15 protein-coding genes and 1 pseudogene are annotated in these 16,442 nt (G+C 65.9%); 6 read left to right on the plus strand and 10 right to left on the minus strand.

Annotated elements, in window-relative coordinates:
* Positions 1–128: 128 nt before the first annotated feature.
* Both HW090_RS18160 and HW090_RS18165 read right to left on the minus strand, forming a co-directional pair.
* Positions 129–1,208 carry a transporter substrate-binding domain-containing protein gene (locus tag HW090_RS18160; RefSeq protein ID WP_256930800.1) on the minus strand — a complete coding sequence of 360 codons (1,080 nt, stop codon included), beginning with the start codon at positions 1,206–1,208 and terminating at the stop codon, positions 129–131.
* A pseudogene (locus HW090_RS18165) lies at positions 1,200–1,502 on the minus strand (methyl-accepting chemotaxis protein); the annotation flags it as partial. The gene HW090_RS18160 and the pseudogene HW090_RS18165, both read right to left, overlap by 9 nt.
* 568 nt (positions 1,503–2,070) lie before the next feature.
* Between HW090_RS18165 and HW090_RS09370 the strand changes: the two are divergent.
* Genes HW090_RS09370 through HW090_RS09380 form a run of 3 tightly spaced genes read left to right on the plus strand, consistent with a single transcriptional unit; the run spans position 2,071 to position 4,443 of the window.
* On the plus strand, positions 2,071–2,892 hold the full coding sequence (locus tag HW090_RS09370; RefSeq protein ID WP_179113276.1) for a molybdenum cofactor biosynthesis F family protein: 822 nt from the start codon (positions 2,071–2,073) through the stop codon (positions 2,890–2,892).
* On the plus strand, positions 2,885–3,676 hold the full coding sequence (locus HW090_RS09375; protein WP_179113277.1) for an SDR family NAD(P)-dependent oxidoreductase: 792 nt from the start codon (positions 2,885–2,887) through the stop codon (positions 3,674–3,676). The genes HW090_RS09370 and HW090_RS09375 overlap by 8 nt, the downstream gene beginning before the upstream one ends.
* A complete protein-coding gene (locus tag HW090_RS09380; RefSeq protein ID WP_179113278.1) occupies positions 3,673–4,443 on the plus strand; it encodes an SDR family oxidoreductase in 771 nt (256 codons plus the stop codon). The genes HW090_RS09375 and HW090_RS09380 overlap by 4 nt, the downstream gene beginning before the upstream one ends.
* A gap of 8 nt (positions 4,444–4,451) precedes the next feature.
* Here HW090_RS09380 and HW090_RS09385 read toward each other — a convergent pair whose 3' ends face one another.
* From HW090_RS09385 to HW090_RS09405, 5 genes are read right to left on the minus strand one after another with little or no spacing between them, the layout of a single operon-like run.
* Positions 4,452–5,213 (minus strand): ABC transporter ATP-binding protein, encoded by a 762-nt coding sequence (locus HW090_RS09385; protein WP_179113279.1) that lies wholly within the window; start codon positions 5,211–5,213, stop codon positions 4,452–4,454.
* Complete coding sequence (locus HW090_RS09390; RefSeq protein ID WP_179113280.1) at positions 5,210–6,196, minus strand: iron chelate uptake ABC transporter family permease subunit; 987 nt, start codon at positions 6,194–6,196, stop codon at positions 5,210–5,212. The genes HW090_RS09385 and HW090_RS09390 overlap by 4 nt, the downstream gene beginning before the upstream one ends.
* Complete coding sequence (locus HW090_RS09395; RefSeq protein WP_179113281.1) at positions 6,189–7,211, minus strand: ABC transporter permease; 1,023 nt, start codon at positions 7,209–7,211, stop codon at positions 6,189–6,191. The genes HW090_RS09390 and HW090_RS09395 overlap by 8 nt, the downstream gene beginning before the upstream one ends.
* Positions 7,195–8,157, minus strand: a complete 963-nt coding sequence (locus HW090_RS09400; protein WP_179113282.1) for a siderophore ABC transporter substrate-binding protein — start codon at positions 8,155–8,157, stop codon at positions 7,195–7,197. Before HW090_RS09400 ends, HW090_RS09395 begins: the two co-directional genes overlap by 17 nt.
* Positions 8,154–8,456, minus strand: coding sequence for a DUF2218 domain-containing protein (locus HW090_RS09405; protein ID WP_179113283.1), 303 nt, complete (start codon positions 8,454–8,456; stop codon positions 8,154–8,156). The genes HW090_RS09400 and HW090_RS09405 overlap by 4 nt, the downstream gene beginning before the upstream one ends.
* A gap of 287 nt (positions 8,457–8,743) precedes the next feature.
* On the opposite strand from HW090_RS09405, the gene HW090_RS09410 reads away from it, so the two are divergent.
* Positions 8,744–9,955, plus strand: coding sequence for a multidrug effflux MFS transporter (locus HW090_RS09410; RefSeq protein ID WP_179113284.1), 1,212 nt, complete (start codon positions 8,744–8,746; stop codon positions 9,953–9,955).
* 17 nt (positions 9,956–9,972) lie between these two features.
* Here the strand turns inward: HW090_RS09410 and feaR are convergent, their stop codons facing one another.
* From feaR to HW090_RS09425, 3 genes are all read right to left on the minus strand, one after another.
* The gene (gene feaR / locus HW090_RS09415; RefSeq protein WP_179113285.1) at positions 9,973–10,935 is read right to left on the minus strand and encodes a transcriptional regulator FeaR; all 963 of its coding nucleotides are present in this window, start codon (positions 10,933–10,935) and stop codon (positions 9,973–9,975) included.
* A gap of 146 nt (positions 10,936–11,081) precedes the next feature.
* Positions 11,082–11,693 carry a DUF3156 family protein gene (locus HW090_RS09420; RefSeq protein ID WP_256930638.1) on the minus strand — a complete coding sequence of 204 codons (612 nt, stop codon included), beginning with the start codon at positions 11,691–11,693 and terminating at the stop codon, positions 11,082–11,084.
* Positions 11,638–13,137, minus strand: coding sequence for an APC family permease (locus HW090_RS09425; RefSeq protein WP_179113286.1), 1,500 nt, complete (start codon positions 13,135–13,137; stop codon positions 11,638–11,640). Before HW090_RS09425 ends, HW090_RS09420 begins: the two co-directional genes overlap by 56 nt.
* A 339-nt stretch (positions 13,138–13,476) precedes the next feature.
* Between HW090_RS09425 and HW090_RS09430 the strand changes: the two genes are divergently transcribed.
* Together HW090_RS09430 and HW090_RS09435 are read left to right on the plus strand one after the other, a co-directional pair.
* Positions 13,477–14,805, plus strand: coding sequence for an alginate export family protein (locus HW090_RS09430; RefSeq protein WP_179113287.1), 1,329 nt, complete (start codon positions 13,477–13,479; stop codon positions 14,803–14,805).
* Between the two features lie 138 nt (positions 14,806–14,943).
* Positions 14,944–16,440: an aldehyde dehydrogenase family protein gene (locus HW090_RS09435; protein ID WP_179113288.1), complete on the plus strand. Its 1,497-nt coding sequence runs from the start codon at positions 14,944–14,946 to the stop codon at positions 16,438–16,440.
* Positions 16,441–16,442 lie beyond the last annotated feature (2 nt).

Consider the following 16,442-nt stretch of genomic DNA (forward strand, 5'->3'; position numbering starts at 1 on the left):
GGGATAGGCGAAGGCGAAAGAAAATCGCTACCTAACGGTCGGTAGGTTATTAGGATGGATTTGCATTTGCAATATCCCGCCCGCACCTGCGCCTTGGCGGCTGCCAGGAGGCAGGCGACGAATGCCGCCTACGCGTCCGTACCAGAACGCTCCTGCCCACTGCGGCTCGCCAGCAGGGCCACCGTACCCGGCACGCCGGCCGGCAGCGGCGCGTCCTCCAATGCACTCACGACGCCCTGCCAGCGCCGCTCGATCGCAGCACGCTGCGGACTGTCGCGAAACGCGTGCACGAAGGCGTCCACCTGCTCCAGCAGGCTGGCGTTTTCGCCCCGCGCCGCCACACCGGCGCTGTAGCACCAGCGTTGCTCGCCCAGGTGGACTGGCAGGATCTCCAGGCGCCCATGCCAGGGGCTCTGCGTATCCGTGCAGGCCCAGTGGTAGATAGGCCGCTCCACCGCGAACGCATCGACGATGCCCTCGGCCAGACCATCGTGGATCCGGCTCTGATCGGAGAACGCGATCAGGTTGGCCAGTTCGATGCGCCCGCCCGCCACCTGGCGGTTCGCCGCCCAGCGCACCCCCAGTTGCTCGAGCACCTGCAGCGCCTGCGGGTCGTTGCCGCAACCGAGCACCTTGCCCTGCAGGTCGCCAAGGCTGCGGATAGCCGTGTCGCCACGGCGGCGCGCCAGGATCAACGGGCAACTGCTGTAGGGCAGGGAAAAGGCCAGGCCAGGAAATGCCGGCGACGCCGGCAGGGCGCTCCAGATCAGATCGGCGGGCGCTTCGCCAGGGGCTCGGCCGAATGCCAGGGCACTCAGGCACTCTTCCCATCCCTGCTCGACGAACTCCAGCTCCACCCCGAGCCACTTGGCGAAGGCGCGGGCATAGTCGGCATCCAGCCCTTGCAGAGGCTCCCCGGCCCGCCGGCGGAACGAGAGGCCGATGAACGCCGGCTCGATGGCGATTCGAATACGCTTGCGTTGCAGGATATCCGCCAGCCGGTCGTAGTCCCGTTGCAACGGCAGACCCTGCTGGCGCAACAAGCGTTCGAGTGCTGGCGCGGGCGACCCGGCACCCTCGCAGCCATGCGCCGCCGCTTCGCCCAGGTCGGTGGCCCGCCGCCCCAGGCCCGCCAATCGCTCCAACCGCCCCTGCAATTGCCCGGCGCTTTCCAGCACCACGCGGTTGGTCTGCTGCAAGCTGTCCACTTCGGCACTGACCGTTTCGAACAAACCGTTCATTCGCTCCAGCGAGGCATTGGTCGACGCCAGCAACTGGGCGAACCCTTCGCGGCTGTGGCTGGAGACTTCATGCATGCGTGCCTGCAGCTCGCTCAGGTCCATGCGCGCCGTCGCGTCCTGGGCGCTCAGCAGGGTGCGCTGGGCCAACTTGCGCACCTCGTCGGCGACCACCGCGAAACCACGCCCGGAGTCGCCCGCGCGCGCCGCCTCGATGGCCGCGTTGAGCGCCAGCAGGTTGACCTGCCGGGCGATGTCGCCGATCTCGCCCAGCACCCGGATGACATCGTCCGACTTGCCACTGACCTGCCCGGACAGTTCGTCGATCCTTCCTTGCAGGTCGCTCTCCACCAGGCGCAACCGCTCGCCCAGGGCCTGCTGCACGGACAGCGCCAGGGCATTGCTGTCCGCCATGTGCCGGGCCGAGTCCTGCAAGGCCCGCTGCATCCGTTGCGCGCGCTGGTTGATCTCGACGCACGCCTGGGTGGCGCTGTGCAAGCTCGTGGCCACCGCTCCGGAAAGCGCCGCCAGAAAGGCGAACAGGCGGGCCTGCAACCACTGCCCCGGCGTCTCGGTTACCTCCGGCACAGGCTCTGGGGGCAATACCTGCGGTTCCACCGCCGGCGCGGTGGGAAGCGATTTGGCGAACCAGCGTTTGAACATATCGGGACTCCTGCGACGACCTCCCCATTTAGGCCGAGCAGCGGCGTCACGGCTTGTCCCTCGCTGCCATGGCGCTTGCCCGCTGCTGCAAGCTCAACCATCCGGTCGATGGCGCCCTTGCAGACAGCGCGTGACCATGCGGGCTCCTCCACTGCAACGAGTCCCACCCATGAGCACGACCTCCGACTGGATCACCGTAGGCGCCCTCGCCGAAGGCTTCGCCCCCGAGGCGTTCATCCTGCCCAACCTGGCCGAACTGGCGGGCCGGCGTTTCGACCTGCATTTCGAGAACGGCTGGCATATCGAGCACCGCTTCGACGCCGAACAGCTGCACTGGCACGCCGCCGACGGCCACTCCACGGGTAGCGCGCCCTATCGCGCCACATCGGTGCGGCCCGGTATCTACCTGATCGACTTCATCAAGCACGAAGGTGGCCAGGCCTGGTCGATCAGCCTGGTGCTCGACACCCTCACGCAATCCTTCACCGCTGTGATCGGCAGCCTGCCAAGCGCTGAAGAAACCCGCGAAGGGCTGTACTCGCGCGCCCTGGCGGGCAAGGCGCTGACCAGCGTCGAAGCTCGCTTCCTGCACGGCAGCCTCGACCAGCCCTGGCAACCCGGCGCTTGCCCGCACGCGCCGAGCAGCGAGCTGGTCGGCGTGCGCAACCGCTACCGCTACAGCCCGACCGAGGTCTACGAACACATCTACCTCAACCCCGACTACTACAGTTGGCAGTGCCTGCAGGGTGTGGAGAAGGGCCTGTGCGACACCGACCGCTGCCACTACTACAAGATCACCGACGCCCTGTACCTGTTCGTCTGGCGCGAGAAAATCGTGCCGACCCTGGGCCTGGTGATGATCGATCTGCAGCAGCATCGCAGCGATGGCAAGATCTTCGGCTATGCCAGCGATGGCTTCGACACCTTGTCCAACTTCCCGGTGTCGTCCTACTGCGACCTGCTCAACCGCACGGAGTACGGCGATGCCTGAGACTATCGTCATCACCGGTGCCGGAACGGGTATCGGCGAGGCCTGCGCCCGGCGCCTGGCCGCAGAGGGAGCCGACCTGATACTGATCGGCCGCCGCCAGGACGCACTGCAACGGGTCGCCGAAGACACTGGCGGGCTGGTGCTGGCGGGCGATGCCGCCGACAGCGCCACCTGGTCCCGCTTCACCGCGATCATCCGCGAACGCTCCGGCGCTATTGATGCGCTGCTGGCCTGCGCTGGCGGCCACGGCCTGGGCAACGCCACCGACACCAGTGACGACAGCTGGGCCGCCGCCATGCGCAGCAACCTGGACAGCGCCTTCCACAGCGCCCGCGCCTGCCTGCCGCTGCTTATCCCGCGGCGCGGCAGCATCGTCCTGCTCGGCTCCATCGCCTCTTTGGCGGCCGGTCCCGAGGTCTGCGGCTATACCACCGCCAAGCATGCCCTGCTCGGCCTCACCCGCTCGCTGGCGCGGGACTACGGCCCGCAGGGCGTGCGGGTCAACTGTGTATGCCCCGGCTGGGTGCGCACGCCGATGGCCGATGCCGAGATGCAGCCCTTGATGGCGCATTACGGCGACGACCTCGACCACGCCTACGCCCGCGTCACCGCCGACGTGCCCTTGCGTCGCCCGGCAACGGCCGAAGAGATCGCCAGCGTCTGCCGTTTCCTGATCAGCGCCGAGGCTTCGATCATCACTGGCGCGACCCTGGTCGCCGACGGCGGATCAAGCATCGTCGATGTCCCCACCCTGGCCTACGGCCGCATGGAGAACAACGCATGAATCCGCAATTCGACTTCCATGGCCAGCAGGTGCTGGTCACCGGCGGCGCCCAGGGCATCGGCCAGGCCATCGTCGAAGGTTTCGCCAGGGCCGGTGCCCAGGTGCTGATCGCCGACCTGCAAAGCGAGCGTGCCGAAGCACTGGCCAGCGAACTGCGCACACAAGGGCTCAAGGTAAGCGAAACGGCCATCGACCTGGCCGACCCCGAGGCGATCCTGGCGCTGGTCGCGGGCCTGCAACGCCTCGACGTGCTGGTGCACAACGCGGGTTATTTTCCGCTGACACCCTTCGCCGACATCACCCCGGCGCTGCTCGAACGCACCCTGGCGGTGAACCTGGCCGCACCCTTCTGGCTCACCCAGGCGGCCTTGCCGCTGTTCCGCCGCCAGGGAGGCGGCAACGTGCTGGTCACTTCGTCGGTCACCGGCCCCCGGGTGGCCTTCCCCGGCCTCAGCCACTACGCGGCGTCCAAGGCCGGCGTCAACGGCTTCATCCGCAGCGCGGCACTGGAACTGGCCAGCCTCGGGGTGCGGGTCAACGGTGTGGAACCGGGCATGATCCGCACCCCGGCCATGGGCAACCTGGGCGACGCAACGCTCTCCAGCGATATCGCCAGGGGCGTGCCGCTGGGACGGCTGGGCGAACCGCAGGACATCGCCAGCGCCATGCTGTTCCTGGCCTCGGAGGCTGCTGCCTATATCACCGGGCAGACCATCATCGTCGACGGCGGCGCCACACTGCCGGAAACCCAGGCGACCCAGGACTGAGCACGCTCTCAGCCCCTGAAATAGACCCCGATGCGCTCGCCGTCTATCTCATGGACAGCAATCTCCATGTCATAGACGGTCCGCAGCACATCCGTGCGCATGATCTCCGCTGGCGAGCCCTGGGCCACGACCCGCCCCTCGCGCATGGCGACGATATGGTCGCAGTAGCAGGAGGCGAAATTGATGTCGTGCAGCACCATGACCACTGTCTTGCCCAGCTCATCGGCAGCCTGGCGCAACTGGCGCATCATCGCCACCGCATGTGGCATGTCCAGGTTGTTCAGCGGCTCGTCCAGCAGCACATAGTCCGTGTCCTGGCACAGCACCATGGCCACGAAGGCCCGCTGGCGCTGGCCGCCGGAAAGTTCGTCGAGAAAGCGCTCGCTGAACGGTTGCAGATTGAGGTAGCCGATGGCGCGCTCGACACAGGCCAGGTCATCTGCCGACAGCCGCCCTTGCGTATGCGGGTAACGGCCAAAACCGACCAGTTCGCGCACCGTCAGGCGGGACACGATGTGGTTGTCCTGACGCAGGATCGACAACCGCCTGGCCAATTGATCGCCAGGTGTGCGCGCCACGTCCAGGCCATCCACATAGGCTGCGCCGCTGCTTATCGGCAGCAGGCGGCTGATCATCGACAACAGGCTCGACTTGCCGGCGCCATTGGGCCCGATGATCGACACCAGCCCACCCCTGGGCAGTTGCAGGGTCACGTCATCGACGACAACCTGGCCGCCATAGTCCTTGCAGAGATTCCGGGTTTCGATCATCGGGCGCCCCCGCGCATGAGAAGAAGGATGAAGGTGATCCCGCCGAGGAAGTCGATGATGACCCGCAGGTTGGTATCGAAGGCGAAGGCCTGTTCGAGCAGCATTTGCCCGCCCAGCAGGCAGATGACGCCAATCAGCGCGGCGCTCGGCAACAGCAGCGCGTGGCGGTGGGTCGGCAACAGGCGATAGGCCAGGTGCGAGACCAGCAGGCCGAAAAAGGTCACCGGGCCGACCAGCGCGGTGGCGACCGAGGTCAGGACCGCGATCACCACCAGCAGGCGAATGACCGTGCGCGCATGCTCGACGCCCAGGCCGATCGCCGTGTCGCGCCCCAGCGTCAGCACATCGCAGGCATGCAGCCAGCGCACGCCCCACAGGGACACCGCGACCACGATCAGCAGCGCCAGCGCCAGCAACGACTGGTCGGGGTTGTTGAAACTGGCGAAGAAACGGTCCTGCAGGAAGGCGTATTCGCTGGGGTTGATCAAGCGCTGGATGAACGAAGCCAGGCTGCGGAACAGCACCCCCAGCACCACCCCGGTCAGCACCAGCAGGTGCAGGCTGCGCCGGCTGCCGCTGAACAGCAGCCAGTACAGCATGCCGGAGAATCCCACCATGAGCAGGACCTGGACAGCGAACATCAGCCGGGGATCGACCACACTCATCCAGTGACTGCCGAGCAGGAAGATCAGTGTGCTCTGGATCAGCACATAGAACGCATCGAAGCCCATCACCGCCGGGGTCAGGATGCGGTTCTCGGTGACCGTCTGGAACAGCACCGTGGACACCGCGATGGCATAGCCGACCAGCAGCAGCGTGAGGACCTTGCGCGCCCGCAGCGGCAGGACGAAACCCCAGTCGCCCTGCACCCCGATCAACATGAACAGCCCGATGCACAGGCATGCCAGCAAACCCAGCACGCACATCCGCAGGCGCAGCGACGAAGCCCTGGCGGCCCGTGCCACCTCGACGTGGTCAACCATGGCGAGCCCCCGGCCGCAACAGCAGGAACAGGAACACGGCACAACCGATCACACCGGCAATGGTTCCCGCCGGAATCTCGTAGGGATAGCGCACCAGGCGTCCCGCCATGTCGCACAGCAGCACGAAACCCGCACCGGCAATCGCCACCCAGGGAATGCTGCGCCGCGCATTGTCGCCAACGGCCATGCTGACCAGGTTGGGCACGATCAAGCCGAGGAAGGGGATCATGCCGACCGTCGTCACCGTAACGGCGGTGATCATCGCCACCACCAGCAAGCCCAGCGCCACCACCCGCCGATGGTTCACGCCAAGGCTGGTCGCGATCGCTTCGCCCAGGCCAACCACAGTCAGCCGGTCGGCGATCAGGTAGGCCGCCGACGCCAGGGCGAAGGCGATCCACAGCAGTTCGTAGCGGCCCTGCAACACGCTGGAGAAATCCCCGGTATTCCACGCCGCGAGCGACTGCAGCAGCTCGTAGCGGTAGGCCAGGAACACCGTCACCGAGTCGATCACGCCGCCCAGCATCAGGCCGACCAGCGGGACCACCAGGATCGAATGCCAGGCGACCCGCCGCAGCACTTGCAGGAACAGCAAGGTGCCGATCAGGGCACAGCCCGCCGCGACCAGCATCTTGCCGATAACCGGCAGGCCCGGCAGCAGCAGCGTAGAGACGAGGATGCCGAAACTGGCCGACTCGACCGTGCCCGCCGTCGATGGCTCGACGAAGCGGTTGCGCGCGATCATCTGCATCACCAGCCCGGCAATGCTCAGCGCCGCGCCGGCCAGCACCAGCGACAGGGTACGCGGGAGCCGGCTGGTGGACAGCAACAGGGCCGCCTGGGCCTCTTCGCCACCGCGCAGCAGCGCCGCGAGGGACACCTCGCCGACACCGATGAAGAGGCTGAGCGAAGCCAGCGCCAGCACCCCGGCCAACGCCAGCACGAGGCGCCAACGGTCTTGCGGCTCGATACGCCGAAGCAGGGGCTGCGTTGCGGCCTCAGCGTGCCCGCTCATAACCCTCGTCGACCTGGCGGATCATCGCTTGCAGTGCCTGGACACCACCCCCGACCAGATACCAGTTGACCGGCTCCAGGTACATCACCTGGCCCGTGCGCCAGGCCGTGGTCTGCCGCACCAGGGGGTTGTCCAGCACCTGACGGGCGGCGCCCGCCTGGCCGATGGCGGCATCGCGGTCGATGACGAAGAGCCAGTCAGGGTTGGTCTTGAGGATGAACTCCGAACCGATGGCCTCGCCATGCAGGGACACCGTCAGCCCCTCGGCGGCGACCGGTACGCCGAAGTCCGTGTGCAGCACGCCGAAACGCGAGCCCGGACCATAGGCACTGAGTTTGCCACCGGAAACCAGCACGATGAGGCCACGCCCCCGGTCGGCGGTCTTCGCACGCAACGCCTCGACCGCCTCGGTGACCTCGATCGCCAGTGCCTGCGCGCGCGCTTCACGGTCGAAGACCTTCGCCAGCAGTTGCAGGTTGGCCAGTGTCTGCGCCACCGGGTGGGCATCGTCGGCGGGCATGTCGATCGTCGGCACCATCTGCGCCAAGGGTGCGTAGCGGGCGCTCGAACGCCCGCCGGTGATCACCAGGTCCGGCGCGGCGCGGTGCACGGCCTCGTAATCCGGCTCGAAGAGCGTACCCAGCCTCACATAACGCGCGTCGCGATAGCGGGCCAGGTACTCGGGGAAGTCATCACCGGCCACCCCGTAAGCATCGACGCCCAGGGCATCCAGGATATCCAGCGCACCCAGGTCGAATACCCCCACCCTGGCGGGGTGCAAGGGCACGGCCGTTTCGCCCTGGGCATGCCGGACGAGTTGCTGCTCGGCAGCTTCCACGGCGGGCGCCTCGCCGCTCAGATCGTTCGCCAGAAAGCGTCCGCCCACGCCCCATACCAGAACGAGTACCGCCAGCAATGCCAGCAGCGTCAACAGTCGACGGCTCATGCCTGACCTCCTGGCGCGCGCTGCTGCCAGGTGAATTCCAGGGTCTGCCCGGCGGAAACGAACCGCTGCAAATGCTCGGCGACCACCGTCTCCAGCGGCGACGCCTGCTCTTTCTGGTAACGCAGGGTGATGGTCAGGGCCGCATCCGTCGCCACCAACTCGCAGCACGCATCGCCGAAGTCGATATACCCACCGCGCTCATCGGTGCGCACGCTGAACTTGTGTCCCCAGTGCTTGCACAACCGCCTGACCAGGCGATCGGCCTCGGGGGTGGTCACCACGGATTGCGTCTCGAACATTCACGCCCTCTCCTCTCTCGCCCATGGGGCGGCATTGCCCACGGGAATCGCCGGATGGCTCGCAGACACGCGCGGCCAGACCTGGCGGAAAGGCCGAATAGTAATGATTGGCAGTAAGGAACGACAAGACCTACCGGTCGGTAGGCTGAACGAATAGAATGCCGCGCTCGTATTTTTCAGCAGAGCGAATGCCGTATGAACCGCCCTTCTCCTCTGGTCGCCGACAGCGACAGCGGCCTGCCCATCCCCGACGCGAGCACGCCTGTGGTGCGTCCGGTGGCTGCCGCATGAGCCGTATCCCTGCGCACTCGGCGGGCAGCATCGGCCTGCCATTGGTGATCCTGCTGGCCGCGCTCACCGCGCTGGATGTGATGGCCATCGACATGTACCTGCCCAGCATGCCTGCGCTGGCCATCGACTTCGGCGTAGAAGCCGGGCGCATTCAGCAGACCTTCTCGGTCTTTCTGGTCGGCCTGGCGGTTGGCCAGGGGCTCTACGGCCCGTTGCTGGACCGCTTCGGGCGGCGCCTGCCATTGCTGGCCGGCGTATGCATTTTCATTCTCGGCTCATGGCTCGCGGCCCTCGCACCCTCGGTCGAATGGCTGCTGGGAGCGCGCTTCCTGCAGGCGCTCGGCGCCGCCGCCGGACTGGTCGCACCGCGCGCCATCGTGGCGGACCTCTGCAACCTGAGCGAATCGTCGAGGATTTTCTCATTGCTGATGCAGGTGATGATGATCGCGCCCATCGTCGCGCCGCTGTTGGGCAGCTATCTGCTCGATCACGGCGGCTGGCGGCTGATCTTCTGGGTACTGTGCGGTGTCGGCCTGATCTGCCTGATCTGGAGCGCCCGCTCAATCCCCGACTCGCTGCCCCCGGAGAACCGCCTGCCACTCCAGGCCATGAGCATCCTGCGCGCCTATACCCGGCAGGCACGCAGCCCAGCCTTCATGCTCAATACCCTGATCGGCGGCATTATCCTCGGCTCCTTCTTCGCCTATATCAGCGCGTCCGCCTTCGTCTTCACCCGCCATTTCAGCCTCAGTCCGGAGCAGTTCAGCTACCTGTTCGCCGCCAACTCGCTGGCCCTGGTCGTCGGTGGCTATCTGAGTAACAGGCTGCTGAAAGCAGGCATGCAGATCCAGCGCGTGATGCTGCTGGGCGTCGTGCTGCATACCCTGGGCGGAGCACTGCTGGCACTGGTCGTGATACGCCATGCGCCCTCGCTGGCGCTCTACGCCAGTCTGCTGGCGCTGGGCATCGGTGCGCTGGGGCTGGTATTCGGCAATGTGACCGCTCTGACCATGAACGCTGCGGGGCAACAGGTCGGCGTGGCCTCCGCTCTGATGGGCGTGCTGCACTACCTGCTGGCCGCCATCATCGGCTACCTGGTGAGCCTGTCCGCCGAGGGGCCACTGCAACTGCCCCTGGTCATGGCCCTCTGTGGCCTGCTGGCACTGGCCACCTGCTGGCTGGCCAGCTCAGTTACGGAGCGGCCTTAGGCGCTTCGCCGCAGGCCTTACCCGACCCTGGCCCGCATCCCTTCCAGCGCGTTGGCGCGGTAGTCCTTGGGTGGCAGCTCGAACTGTTTCTTGAAGGCGCGGCTGAAGTGGGCCGAATCGGTGAAGCCCCACTTGTAGGCGATGGAGGTAATCGACTCGCTGCGCAGGCACGGGTTGGCCAGGTCTTCGGCGCTGCGCTTGAGGCGAGTGCGCTGGATATAGCGGCAGACGCTGTCCTCCTGCTCCTCGAACAAGCGATAGAGATGGCGCACGGAGATGTTCAGGCGCTCCGCCAGGCTGACCGGCGTCAGCCCCGGTTGGGTCAGGGATTCGTCGATGATCTTCTGCACGTAGCCACGCAGGTTGCCACTGTGCAGGGCCGCGCTCGCGGAACCTTCGTCCTGGCCATTATCCAGGGCGCAGCCCAGCAGTGAAATCAGCGCGGCTTGCAAGGCATCGGCCTCGCCCGCCTCGTCCCGGCCATCCTCGGCACGACATAGCTGGTCCATCAGCAGGTGCAGGGCGCGGCCGCTGGTCTTGTGCGTGGAAATCTTGCCGAAATGGCTGTCACGGTTCTTCATCACCCTGGCGACCGCCTGGCGCGGCAGTGACAGCGAAGCGTGTTCGATCAGGCCGAACGGCATGATGTCGCAGGAGCCGACCGAATCCATCAGCAACAAGTCGCCCGGTGCGAGCTGGATCGTTTCGCCGTTCTGGCTGATCTGCGAGAAGCCGCTGCGCTGGCTGACCAGGAAACAGCTCTGGTCGTCCTCCAGGTCCGCCTGCCTTCCTGCGCGGGAAATCAGCCCCGCATTGGTGCGCAGGTGCGCCATCATGATGCCGGCGTGGCGCCGTGTATCCACCTCGCCGATGAACAGGCTGCGGTTGAACGCCATCTGGGTATGGAACCGTCCGCAGATGGCCTGCATGGCGGAAGTCCAGGATTCCAGGTTGTTCCGGGCAAGTTGCTGAACATTCATGTCCACCTCCGAAGGTGATCTTATTCTTGTCGGCAAATAGTTAACACGTTAACTATATTGGCGCAACAAGGACTGGCTCGGACCTTGTCTAGCAGGTTCGATGCCAGGATCACCCGCGAATGGAGAGATGCCGCCTGGACAGGCGTTCAGCGCCCGCCCAGCAGACGCTGGAGATGCGTCAGTGTGGCCAGCAGTAACGCACGCTGTGAACCATCGATCCGTATGTAACGGCGAAAGGCCGGTACGCGGTTCACCACCTCGCTGCCGCCCATGTGCTCCAGCCTGACACACCAGCGCTGCCCCGACCGCTCGATCAGCAGGCGCTTGAAGTCCAGCGGCAACAGGGCTTGCCGCAGCGCGTCGTCTGTCAGCAATGCTTGCCCCAACTGCCGTGCCGCATCGTCCGGCCCCTTGCAGCCGACCCCGGTACGCCGCCAGGCGCCACGGTGGAACAGCTCCAGGCGCAACGGCCCCTCTGCGACGGCAGGCAGCTCCAGGCTGAACTCAGTGAAGACCAGGTGCATGAGCAACTGCGACTGGGTGCGCTCGCAGGCCTCGAACGCCAGGTCATCGGACAGGAAACGCCCGCGCCGGTGTTCGAGCGGCTCGAAGTGCAACCCGGCCCCCGCCAGGTTGCGACCGACATGGGTGAGGGTGACGCCCGGCCGGTACCCCGCCGGGAGGCGCTCACGCCTGAGCCATTCAGACAGCCTTTGCAACATGCCCCACACGCTCTTCGGGATGGATGCCGGGCTCATGGCTGAACTCCTTCGACAGTATTTCTTCCACCGGCACCGGGCGGAATGGATTGGTGCGCTGCACGACCAGCGTCCAGAACAGCGCATAGCAGGCGGTCAGCCCCAGCATGCTGGCGAACGGCACGTAGACCTCGCTCGGGGCCATTCCGGGTGGAGCGATGAACCACATGCCCAACAGGATGCCGGCCGACGAAACGATCTGCGGCAACGGGAACAACGGCGACTTGTAGGCCCGAGGCAGATCCGGGCGGCGAAAACGCAGGATCACCACCGACAGTGTCACCAGCAGGTACGCCGTGCCCCAGGCACAGACCGCAGCCAGAATCAGCGGCAGCATGTTGTCGGCATCGCCCCCCAGCCACCAGGCATGCAGGCAGGGAATCGCAGCCACCACGGCAATGCACACCAGCGGCGTCTTGAAGCGTGGATGCAGGTAGGCGAATACCTTCGGCAAGGCACCGTCCACCGCCATTCCGTAAAGGATGCGCGGCACACCGGCCATCAACGTATTGATGGTGGCGGCACCGGCGAACAGGAAGCCGATGCCCAGCCAGATCGGCCCGATATCCCCCATGACCTGCTGGGCGAACTGCGGGATCGCCATCGGCGTATCCAGCAAGTGCACGCCGGCCTCAGCATCAAGCAGCACGTTCTCCACCTGGCGCTTCATCGCCGCGCCATAGATGAACATGCAGGAGCCGACGCCCAGCAGGCCAACCGCCATGGCGCGCGGCAGCACCCAGGCCGAACGCTTGAGGTCCGGTGCCAGCGGCGTGACGAACTCGCAGCCGACGAACATGAACATGGCCATACCCACCAGCGACAGGACCGTGAGCAGGTCCGTACCGACCAGTGACTCACCGAACAGCCCTTGCAACTCCACGGCAGGCGCGGCGACCAGCCCGGCGATACCAAAGATCGTCAGGGTGGTCCACATGACGAAGGTCAGCACCACCTCGGCCTTGCTGAAGACACTGATACCGAAGGCATTCAGTACGCCGAAGATCAAGACGAAGGCGACCCCGAGCAACCAGGAGCCCCCCGCGTTCTCGGCCAGGGTATTGAGGTGTTCGAAGTTCACCAGCGCCATCACACCGGCCAGGATGGTCTCGGCGGTGCCGGCGAACACATGCACGATCAGGTAGGCGGACAAGGTACCGGTGATGGCGAAGAAGCGCCCCATGCCACAGGAAATGTAGTCATACACCGAACCGGTGGTCGGCAGGATCGAAGCCGCCTCGGCGAAGGTGGTGGATTGCGCCAGCATCATCAGCATGGCGATCACCATCGCCAGGGCGAATGCGCCACCACCGATGCCGAAACCCATGGTGGCGGTCAGGATCACCGGGCTGGCCATGATCAGCCCGATGGTGCTGGCGAGCGCCGTGGGAAACCCCACCGTGCCCCTGTTCAAGTGCTCTGCAAGTTGCTTGTCGATCGACATCTTCGAGGACCTCGGAAGCGAGTTCAGGTTCTATCGGCTGCCACGAGGCGCCTCCCCACAGGCGTGTCTCCCTCAGCGGCTCCACATCGCCGGAGGCCAGGCAGGCCACCGGAACACCCTCACTGTGCGCCGCCCCCGAATACAGCGTCTTGCTCCAGTCTGCCGGCCATCTTGTTGCTGACTGCCACTGTCCGCAGAGATCAAGAACGCTGGCAGACAGCGGCAAGACTTGCCCTGGAGCCGATGCCACTAATGGCTCCACGCCCCACGGGGCGCAGTCCCGGACAAGAACGAACGATCGCCGGGCACGCCACGACACCCACAGGGAGAATCCACACCATGCCCCACGCAACCTGCTCGAAAAGACTGCTGCCAGTCCTCGGCCTGAGCCTCGCCACGCTGTTCGCCAGCCAGTCCGCAACGGCCTACGAGCTTTATGCCGACGAAGACACCCACCTGAACGCCGACCTGCTGATGCTCTACGGATGGTTCAACAGCCGCAAGAACTACGACGGCACGCCCGGCGGCTCGAGCTGGCGCGAAGCGCAGATCCAGTATGGCCTGAGCGGCGACCAGCGGCTGGGCGCTGTCGGCACAGCCTACGGCAAACTCAACTGGACCAGCTCCGGCACCTGGGGCGATGGCGACGCATCCGGCGTAACCGACGGCAGCGAGCGCACCACCAAGATCGAGGAAGCCTACCTGGGCTGGCGCTCGGGCAACCTGATCCCCGTGCTGGGCGAGGATGGCCTGGACTTCTCCTTCGGTCGCCAGGTCATCACCCTGGGCGACGGTTTCATCATCAATGACGACGGCCTCAACTTCGGCAAGGGTGTGGCCGGTGGTGAACTCAACCGTGGCGGCGGCTACTGGCTGGCGGCCCGCCATGCCTTCGACCGCACCGCCATGCTGCGCATCGGTGGCGAAGACGGCCTGCACGGCAGCCTGCTCTGGTTCAAGTCCGACAACCGCGCCCAGGCCATGACCGAAATGGCCGCAGCCACCCTGGAGTACAGCGCCGCGCCCGGAACCCTCGGTTTCACCTGGCTGCACGGCCTGGGCGTGGACGATGACTACGCCAGCGCCTTCCAGAAAGAGCGTGACGGCATGAACGTCTACAGCCTGCGCGGTGCGGGTGACGCCGGCGTGGAAAACGCCAACTTCGCCTTCGAATACGCCTGGCAGGACAAGGACGCCGGCAGCGAGAACGCCTGGTACGCCGAGGCCGGCTACACCTTCGCCGAACTGCCCTGGTCACCGAACCTGACCTACCGCTACAGCCGCTACTCGAAAGACTGGGACTCGCTGTTCAACGGCTTCAACCGCGGCTACGGCACCTGGTTCCAGGGCGAAGTGGCCGCCAACTACTCGGGGCCATTCAACACCAACAACGATGTCCATCACCTCGCCCTCAAGCTCAGCCCACGGGAAAACCTCACCCTCGGCGCGCTCTACTTCGACTTCAATACCCTGCACACGCGCAACGCCCTGAACCTCGATGCCCGCGAGCTGGACCTGTACGTCGAATGGGCGGTCAGTGACCACCTGATCCTCAGCCCGCTGGTCGGCCTGTTCCAACCGAAGAAGGACGAGAACAGCGGCGGCAACCAGGTCGGCGGCAACGGCACCAACGTCTACAGCCAGTTCACCGTGATCATGCCGTTCTGATGCAAGCCGGCAGGCTGTCGCCTATAGGCCGACGGCCTGCCGAGTCAAGAATGCCTGGCAGGCAGAGTCAAGCAGGTGGAATTGCACTGCTCTAGGCTCACCGGCCTATCGCATCGTGTCATAGACAGGAACCCGCCCATGACGACTGCCCTGATCGAAACGCTGCCCAGCGTCGAAGCCTTCATCGCCCGAACCCACAGCTCCTTCATCGATGGTCGGCAACAACCCTCCACCGGCGCGCGGCGCGATATCCACAACCCGGCCCGCGACAGCGTGCTGTCCAGCACCCTGCAAGCCGACCCGGAACAAGTAGAGGCCATCGTCCAGTCCTCCCGCCGCGCATTCAAGAGCGGCGTCTGGAGCGGCCTGAGCCCTGCCGAAAGGGAACGCATCCTGCTGCGCTTCGCCGACGTGGTCGAGGCCCATGGCGAGGAACTGGCCCAACTGGAAACCCTCAACCAGGGCAAATCCATCCACCTGGCCCGCGCCGTGGAAGTGGGCGCCTCCGTCAGCTACATGCGCTACATGGCCGGCTGGACCACCAAGATCGAAGGCCAGACCCTCGACGTGTCCATCCCGGTCCCGGCCGGCGCACGCTTCAATGCCTACACCCGGCGCGAGCCGGTCGGCGTGGTGGCAGGTATCGTGCCGTGGAACTTCCCGCTGATGATCGCCATCTGGAAGGTCATGCCGGCGCTGGCCAGCGGCTGCACCGTCATCATCAAGCCGGCCGACGAGACCCCGCTGACCGTGTTGCGCCTGGCCGAACTGGCGATCGAGGCCGGCATCCCCGCCGGAGTGTTCAACGTGCTGGTCGGCAAGGGCTCGGAAGCGGGTGCCGCGCTGGTCGCGCACCCGTTGGTGAACAAGGTGTCCTTCACTGGCTCCACCCCGGTGGGCAAACAGGTCGGCATCGCCGCGCTGGACAACATGACCCGCTTCACCCTGGAGCTGGGCGGCAAGAACCCGATGCTGGTGCTCGACGATGCCGACATCGAAAAAGCCGTGGCTGGCGCCATCGGCGGCGGTCTGCTCAACCAGGGCCAGGTCTGCGCTGCGGCCTCGCGCCTGTATGTGCAACGCAGCCGCTACAAGGACTTCCTCGAAGCCCTGAGCACGGCGGTGGCTGACCTCAAGGTCGGCGCCGGGATGGACCCCCAGGCGCAGATCAACGCCCTGGTCTCGCGCAAGCAGCAGGACAGTGTGCTGCGCTACCTGGACATCGCCCGCCGCGAGGGCGCGCAATTCTGCACCGGTGGCGACAAACCCGACCTGCCCGGCTACTTCGTGCAACCCACCGTACTGGGCAATGTCGAGCAGGGCATGACCAGTGCACGGGAAGAAATCTTCGGGCCAGTGCTGTCGGTACTGCCCTACGACGACCTGGAGCAGGCGCTGGCAATGGCCAACGACAGCCACTATGGGCTGGCCGCCAGTATCTGGAGCAACGACCTCGGTCGCGTGATGGACCTGATCCCGCGCATCGAAGCGGGCACCGTCTGGGTCAACAACCACGTTCCCCTGGACCCCAACCTGCCCTTCGGCGGCTACAAGCAGTCGGGCATGGGCCGCGAATTCGGTCGCGCCGCGATCGAAGGCTTCACCGAAAGCAAATCGGTGTGCATCACCTACTGAAG

Origin of the sequence: Pseudomonas sp. ABC1 (genome assembly GCF_013395055.1) — a bacterium.
In the GTDB taxonomy this organism is placed as follows: domain Bacteria; phylum Pseudomonadota; class Gammaproteobacteria; order Pseudomonadales; family Pseudomonadaceae; genus Stutzerimonas.

Coding starts and splice junctions, on each gene's coding strand:
- HW090_RS09385 (WP_179113279.1), bottom strand. CDS start 5,213: ATGATCGAAACCCGGAATCTCTGCAAGGACTATGGCGGCCAGGTTGTC.
- HW090_RS09370 (WP_179113276.1), top strand. CDS start 2,071: ATGAGCACGACCTCCGACTGGATCACCGTAGGCGCCCTCGCCGAAGGC.
- HW090_RS09420 (WP_256930638.1), bottom strand. CDS start 11,693: ATGAGCCCGGCATCCATCCCGAAGAGCGTGTGGGGCATGTTGCAAAGG.
- feaR (WP_179113285.1), bottom strand. CDS start 10,935: ATGAATGTTCAGCAACTTGCCCGGAACAACCTGGAATCCTGGACTTCC.
- HW090_RS09410 (WP_179113284.1), top strand. CDS start 8,744: ATGAGCCGTATCCCTGCGCACTCGGCGGGCAGCATCGGCCTGCCATTG.
- HW090_RS09395 (WP_179113281.1), bottom strand. CDS start 7,211: ATGAGCGGGCACGCTGAGGCCGCAACGCAGCCCCTGCTTCGGCGTATC.
- HW090_RS09380 (WP_179113278.1), top strand. CDS start 3,673: ATGAATCCGCAATTCGACTTCCATGGCCAGCAGGTGCTGGTCACCGGC.
- HW090_RS09430 (WP_179113287.1), top strand. CDS start 13,477: ATGCCCCACGCAACCTGCTCGAAAAGACTGCTGCCAGTCCTCGGCCTG.
- HW090_RS09405 (WP_179113283.1), bottom strand. CDS start 8,456: ATGTTCGAGACGCAATCCGTGGTGACCACCCCCGAGGCCGATCGCCTG.
- HW090_RS09375 (WP_179113277.1), top strand. CDS start 2,885: ATGCCTGAGACTATCGTCATCACCGGTGCCGGAACGGGTATCGGCGAG.
- HW090_RS09425 (WP_179113286.1), bottom strand. CDS start 13,137: ATGTCGATCGACAAGCAACTTGCAGAGCACTTGAACAGGGGCACGGTG.
- HW090_RS09435 (WP_179113288.1), top strand. CDS start 14,944: ATGACGACTGCCCTGATCGAAACGCTGCCCAGCGTCGAAGCCTTCATC.
- HW090_RS09390 (WP_179113280.1), bottom strand. CDS start 6,196: ATGGTTGACCACGTCGAGGTGGCACGGGCCGCCAGGGCTTCGTCGCTG.
- HW090_RS09400 (WP_179113282.1), bottom strand. CDS start 8,157: ATGAGCCGTCGACTGTTGACGCTGCTGGCATTGCTGGCGGTACTCGTT.